Genomic DNA, 5,058 nt, shown 5'->3' on the forward strand with positions numbered 1-5,058 from the left:
ATATTTACCAGCTATTCCGCGCTTCCGCCGAGGAGTTTGAGCGCCGTTTAAGGGAAAGCGATCTTCGTCGGGCTGAAATGGAACGTAAGTGGGTGGGTGGAATTAAATATAAGATGAACGTAGGTTGGGTTGAAGCATGAAACCCAACGCCCGATTATGTTACGCTACCGCTAACCCATCCTACAAATAATTGTGCCTCCCTACTTATCTTTGCCGAAGCGAAATTAGAAAACGAGCGCCGTGCCGCCGAAGCGAAATTAGAAAACGAGCGCCGTGCCGCCGAAGCGAAATTAGAAAGCGAGCGCCGGGCTGCCGAAGCCGAGCGCTCGATGGCAGAACTGAAACGCACCGTAGAACGAACCAGCAAAGCGGTAGATAGTTTGACCACTCGCTGGGGTCGATTTGTGGAGGAATTGGTAGAACCGGCGGTTTTACGGCTTTTTCAGGAAAAAGGCATTGATATTAAGGAAGTTTATCCCCGCGCTAGAGTCAAGCGTCAAGGTATCGCCATGGAAATTGATATCCTAGGGGTGGATGATACCGATCTTGTGGTGGTGGAATGTAAATCTCGATTATCTCAAGATGATGTAGATGAATTTATCGAAAAATTGACTCGTTTTAAAATCGCTTTTCCCCATTACAAAAACTATCGAGCTTACGGTGCAGTCGCTGGTATTGAAATTAACAAAGGTGTAGATCGCTATGCTTATAAAAAAGGCTTATTTGTGATTAAACTATCTGGGGATACGGTGGCAATTATTAATGATGCTGACTTTCAACCGAACACTTGGTAAAGAGATAAGCTAAACGGCGCTTAACCTGCATGATCCAACAGCTATAACCCTTTTGGAGTCTATATCGGTGATCCGAAGTAAAAGCCGTTTAGCTTATATAGCATTTCCTAAGCTAGTGAGGTACACCTATTTTTCTTCCCTTTTGCCTTCTGCCTCTTGCATGAGTGCCTAAAACCCATAACTTTTGTACCTCAGCAGACTGAAAAACGCTATATAGTCATTTCAGATAAGTCTGATACACTCTAGACCGGTTAAACCCTTATGAACTCTGGCATTGATATTCTCAATCTTAATTGAAATGACTATATTCGAGTTCTCGGAGCATCAAGATAAACTAAGACGCATTTTAAGCGTTTACAGGTCAGTACGAATGCTACGATAGCGTTGGGCGAGGATGCGAAGTCGGTCCTTGAATTGATCAGAGAAAAGGAGTTTAAAGGATGAAAATGACTTATCTGGAAGCTACTGCCAAATTTTACAGCGAAGTAGCCCAAACTCCCGAAGTGGGGCTATGTTGTGTCCACAGCAGTCCTTTGCAACTACCCGGGTTAAAAATCCCTGCCATTATGCAAGAGATGAACTATGGTTGTGGCACGACGGTGCAGGCCAATGAATTAGGCAATTCTCCCAGGGTTTTGTATGTGGGTGTGGGTGGTGGTTTAGAAGCACTGCAATTCGCCTATTTTTCCCGTCGTCCAGGGGGAGTAATTGCGGTGGATCCAGTGCCAGAAATGCGTTGGGCAGCCCAAAGAAATCTCAGCGAAGCGCTGCTGGAAAATCCCTGGTTTAGTCTCGATTTTGTGGAAATTAGAGATGGTTCCGCCTTTGAATTGCCGGTGGAGGATGCCTCCGTCGATGTAGTGGCGCAGAATTGTCTTTTTAATATCTTTAAACCAGCCGATTTACAGTTAGCTTTACGGGAAGCTTTTCGCGTCTTAAAACCGGGAGGGCGTTTACTGATGAGCGATCCGATCGCCACTCGTCCAATCCCCGAACATTTGCAAGAAGATCAGCGTTTACGAGCTATGTGTCTATCGGGGGCCTTGACCTACGATGATTATATTAAACAGTTGCTCGATGCTGGTTTTGGTCAGGTAGAAATTCGGGCCCGTCGTCCCTATCGTTTACTGGACTGTCAGAGTTATAATTTAGCCGATCCGCTCCTATTAGAAAGTTTGGATTCCGTTGCTTTTAAACTAGCTATTCCCGAAGATGGGGCCTGTATTTTTACGGGCAAAACTGCTATTTATACTGGTACGGAGGCAATTTTCGATGATGGTGCCGGGCATATTTTAGCCAAAGGATTGCCGGTGGCCGTCTGTGATAAAACTGCGGGCAACTTAGCTCGCTCCTCTCCCCAAGATATCCTCATCACCGAGTCCACTTGGCACTATAACGGAGGCGGTTGCTGTTAAAAAAGCAGCGTCGAGACAAGTTCGATCCCTCAGTTACCAGTTATCAGTTATCAGTTACCAGTTATCAGTTACCAGTTATCAGTTATCAGTTATCAGATGTGAGTTATCAGTTATCATTGATTAGTTATTGGTCACTGTTTACTGTTTACTAATTACTGTTTACCGTTTACTGTTCAATGTTGACTGTTCAATGTTTACCGTTCACTGTTTACTGTTTACTGTTTACTGATTACTGTTTACTCTCCTATGACTCCTTTTGTTGAGAAACTAAAAACTCCTTTAACTAAGCAAAAAATCTCGGTTCTGCAAATTAATTTGGGGAAAAGATGTAACCTTGCCTGTAGCCATTGTCATGTGGAAGCTAGTCCAAGTCGCTACGAAGAAATGACTCCAGAACTGTGCGAACAAATTATCGAACTGATCGAAAGATTTCCCCAAATTAAAACCGTCGATCTGACCGGCGGCGCCCCGGAAATGCTCTACGGTTTTAAGCCGATTGTGGAAATCTCTAGAAAAGCTGGGAAACAGGTAATTGTGCGCTCGAATTTAACTATTTATTTCGAGAAAGGATTTACTGATATTCCTGAATATTGCGCTGGCCATCAGTTGCGGGTGGTGGCTTCTTTACCCTGTTATCTTGCCGATAATGTGGATAAAATGCGCGGGGAAGGAGTCTATGATCGATCGATTGCCGCTTTACAATGGTTAAACCGTCTCGGCTACGCTCAAGAGCCGAATTTGATTGTGGATTTAGTCTATAATCCCCAGATTCCTAAGTCAGATAATTTTTCTCTCACACCGGATCAGGTATCCCTGACACGGGATTACAAAAAGTTCTTGCAAGAACATTTTAATATTTCTTTTAACAATCTGTTTACTATCACTAACCTACCCGTTGGAAGGATGCGCTTCCATCTGGAACACCGGCAACTCCATCAACCCTATCTTCAATTCCTCGAAGACCATTTTAATGGCGATACTGTCGAACATTTGATGTGTCGTAATCAGCTTTCGATCGATTATTTGGGTAATATCTATGACTGCGATTTTAATCAGATGGAGGATTTGGCCGCTTGCACCAGTCAAGGCCAAAAATTAACCCTGCCGGATTTATTACAAGCGGGTAGTTTAGATGTAATTGCAGAGGTACAAACCGCTTCCTATTGCTACGGTTGCACTGCTGGCAGCGGTTCCAGTTGTGGGGGAGCTTTGATTGCAAACTGAACAAGTGTACTGGATTGACAGCGTGCCTCGGAAAATTTAGTACAAATGCTCGGACTAGCTCTCCCTGCTACCAACTCCGGTGCTGTCTTAACGGGGTAGGGTGTGGGGTGTAGGGTGTGGGGTTTTACCGATTTTCAGGTGGTCAATTAGCCAATTTTCAGGGAAAAAGTCCCTGAATTCTCCCCCCGATCGCTCCAATCGCTGGCACTTTTTAGTCAAAAGTTGGACTATTGATTAGGGACCAGAAAAAACCGCCGATTCGATATCTTGGCGACTAAGGGAGTATTTAAAAGCGCGATTGATGTCACTGCCGTCATTGGCTGCCCGAAAGTAACGAACGGTGATTTCTTCGATATCGAGGCAGATTTCCGCTTTCCATGTCGGTTTTTCGACGATCCAACAGTGGACATTCTCGCTATTTTTCCGACAACCTAATTTAACTAGCCATGCTTCGATCGCCGGTAAGGGATGATTATAGAGGGGAGTATCAGCAGTGGGAATCTTCATCGCATCTAAATCAAAAATAATTGGGCTACAGTGACAGCATTCTCTCCTCGAAGCATAGCAATAATCACCGCCAGTAACAAGCAGCCGAGCAGAGTCAGTCCCAAGATAAACAAAGCAAAAATCTCTCCCGAAGATAGGGGGCGATCGGTCGGATCGAGATAGGCGCTACGATTAGCTATGGGTTGATCGCCATCGGGGATGGTTTGGATGACATTCCAGCGCGAGTAACCTATCTGTAAATCATACAGGGAACGGCGATCGGGATTACTCAGGGTGGCATAAGCTTCGTTAAGACGCTGGAATTTAACCTTTGCCACTTCGGGGCTGAGTTCGGTAGTATCGGGGTGGTATCGTTTGCTGAGTTCCCGATAGGCGCGTCGCACTTCGATCACCGAGGCCCTCGGATGTAGTCCTAGAATGGCATAATAAGTATCGGCAAAGCGCGAGTTAGCGGCAATGACTCGCGGGGTGGTTTGGGAATTATCGCGCTCGAAGGTCACAAGATTTTTTACACTGAAAATTGTCTTAATATTTTAACCCTGTTGATCATGAAATCTCGTTATCGGCTGCGTCTTCGGATCTGTCTTGTCTTTCTTATTATGTCCCTGGCGAGTTTGTCTCCTTGGCTAACCCCTAGCGCCTATGCGGGGATCGATGACGATCGCCTTGATGGTAATATTTTTGTGGTCTATGCGGGTAATGGTTCCCTCGTACCACCGCGTTTAAATTTAGCGGAAACTTTTCAACGGAAAATTCCGGCTATTATTGTCTATTATCTGGATGATAGTAGTGATTGTAAGCGATTTGCGGCGATTGTCTCCCGTTTTCAAGAGTTTTACGGTCGCGCCGCCAGTATTATCCCCGTTACTGTCGATTCTATCCCCTTAAAGTCTTCCTATCGTCCCGATGAACCAGGTTACTATTATCGCGATGGGGTTCCCCAAACGGTGGTTTTAGACCAACAGGGTAAAGTGGTTTATGATGGTTTGGGCAATGTTAAATATGAAGATGTGGATGATGTCTTAAGAAAGGTTTTTGAGCTTTTGCCTCGATCGCAATCGCTAGAGTTAAAAAGACGCTCTTTTAACGAGTTTAACGCTGAATTGCGCTAGTTACCC

At 45.0% G+C, this 5,058-nt stretch carries 7 protein-coding genes and 1 pseudogene; 4 read left to right on the forward strand and 4 right to left on the reverse strand.

Translation table 11 applies throughout. The features are described from left to right. The first annotated feature begins 206 nt into the window (after nt 1-206). Nucleotides 207-794 (forward strand): DUF3782 domain-containing protein, encoded by a 588-nt coding sequence (locus tag PX481_RS21310; protein ID WP_071825151.1) that lies wholly within the window; start codon nt 207-209, stop codon nt 792-794. Nucleotides 795-1,151: 357 nt separating this feature from the next. Here the strand turns inward: PX481_RS21310 and PX481_RS30215 are convergent. Next, nucleotides 1,152-1,235, reverse strand: a pseudogene (locus tag PX481_RS30215) (type II toxin-antitoxin system RelE/ParE family toxin); the annotation flags it as partial. On the opposite strand from PX481_RS30215, the gene arsM reads away from it, so the two are divergent. Further along, nucleotides 1,235-2,209, forward strand: a complete 975-nt coding sequence (arsM, locus tag PX481_RS21315; RefSeq protein WP_002763796.1) for an arsenosugar biosynthesis arsenite methyltransferase ArsM — start codon at nt 1,235-1,237, stop codon at nt 2,207-2,209. The pseudogene PX481_RS30215 and the gene arsM sit on opposite strands and share 1 nt — an antisense overlap. Nucleotides 2,210-2,455: 246 nt before the next feature. Continuing rightward, entirely contained in the window at nt 2,456-3,433 is a 978-nt protein-coding gene (gene arsS / locus PX481_RS21320) for an arsenosugar biosynthesis radical SAM (seleno)protein ArsS (protein WP_002763792.1), read from the forward strand. A gap of 87 nt (nt 3,434-3,520) precedes the next feature. Here the strand turns inward: arsS and PX481_RS21325 are convergent, their stop codons facing one another. From PX481_RS21325 to PX481_RS21335, 3 genes are read right to left on the reverse strand one after another with little or no spacing between them, the layout of a single operon-like run. Beyond that, entirely contained in the window at nt 3,521-3,652 is a 132-nt protein-coding gene (locus tag PX481_RS21325; protein WP_288028144.1) for a hypothetical protein, read from the reverse strand. A gap of 15 nt (nt 3,653-3,667) precedes the next feature. Then, the gene (locus tag PX481_RS21330) at nt 3,668-3,940 is read right to left on the reverse strand and encodes a DUF3143 domain-containing protein (protein ID WP_045361351.1); all 273 of its coding nucleotides are present in this window, start codon (nt 3,938-3,940) and stop codon (nt 3,668-3,670) included. Between the two features lie 5 nt (nt 3,941-3,945). Beyond that, nucleotides 3,946-4,440 carry a J domain-containing protein gene (locus PX481_RS21335; protein WP_288095866.1) on the reverse strand — a complete coding sequence of 165 codons (495 nt, stop codon included), beginning with the start codon at nt 4,438-4,440 and terminating at the stop codon, nt 3,946-3,948. 48 nt (nt 4,441-4,488) lie between these two features. Between PX481_RS21335 and PX481_RS21340 the strand changes: the two genes are divergently transcribed. After that, nucleotides 4,489-5,052, forward strand: a complete 564-nt coding sequence (locus PX481_RS21340) for a thylakoid membrane photosystem I accumulation factor (protein WP_288095868.1) — start codon at nt 4,489-4,491, stop codon at nt 5,050-5,052. Nucleotides 5,053-5,058 lie beyond the last annotated feature (6 nt).

The sequence above is a fragment of the Microcystis sp. M53603_WE2 genome (genome assembly GCF_030065435.1).

Coding starts and splice junctions, on each gene's coding strand:
- arsM (WP_002763796.1), top strand. CDS start 1,235: ATGAAAATGACTTATCTGGAAGCTACTGCCAAATTTTACAGCGAAGTA.
- arsS (WP_002763792.1), top strand. CDS start 2,456: ATGACTCCTTTTGTTGAGAAACTAAAAACTCCTTTAACTAAGCAAAAA.
- PX481_RS21330 (WP_045361351.1), bottom strand. CDS start 3,940: ATGAAGATTCCCACTGCTGATACTCCCCTCTATAATCATCCCTTACCG.
- PX481_RS21340 (WP_288095868.1), top strand. CDS start 4,489: ATGAAATCTCGTTATCGGCTGCGTCTTCGGATCTGTCTTGTCTTTCTT.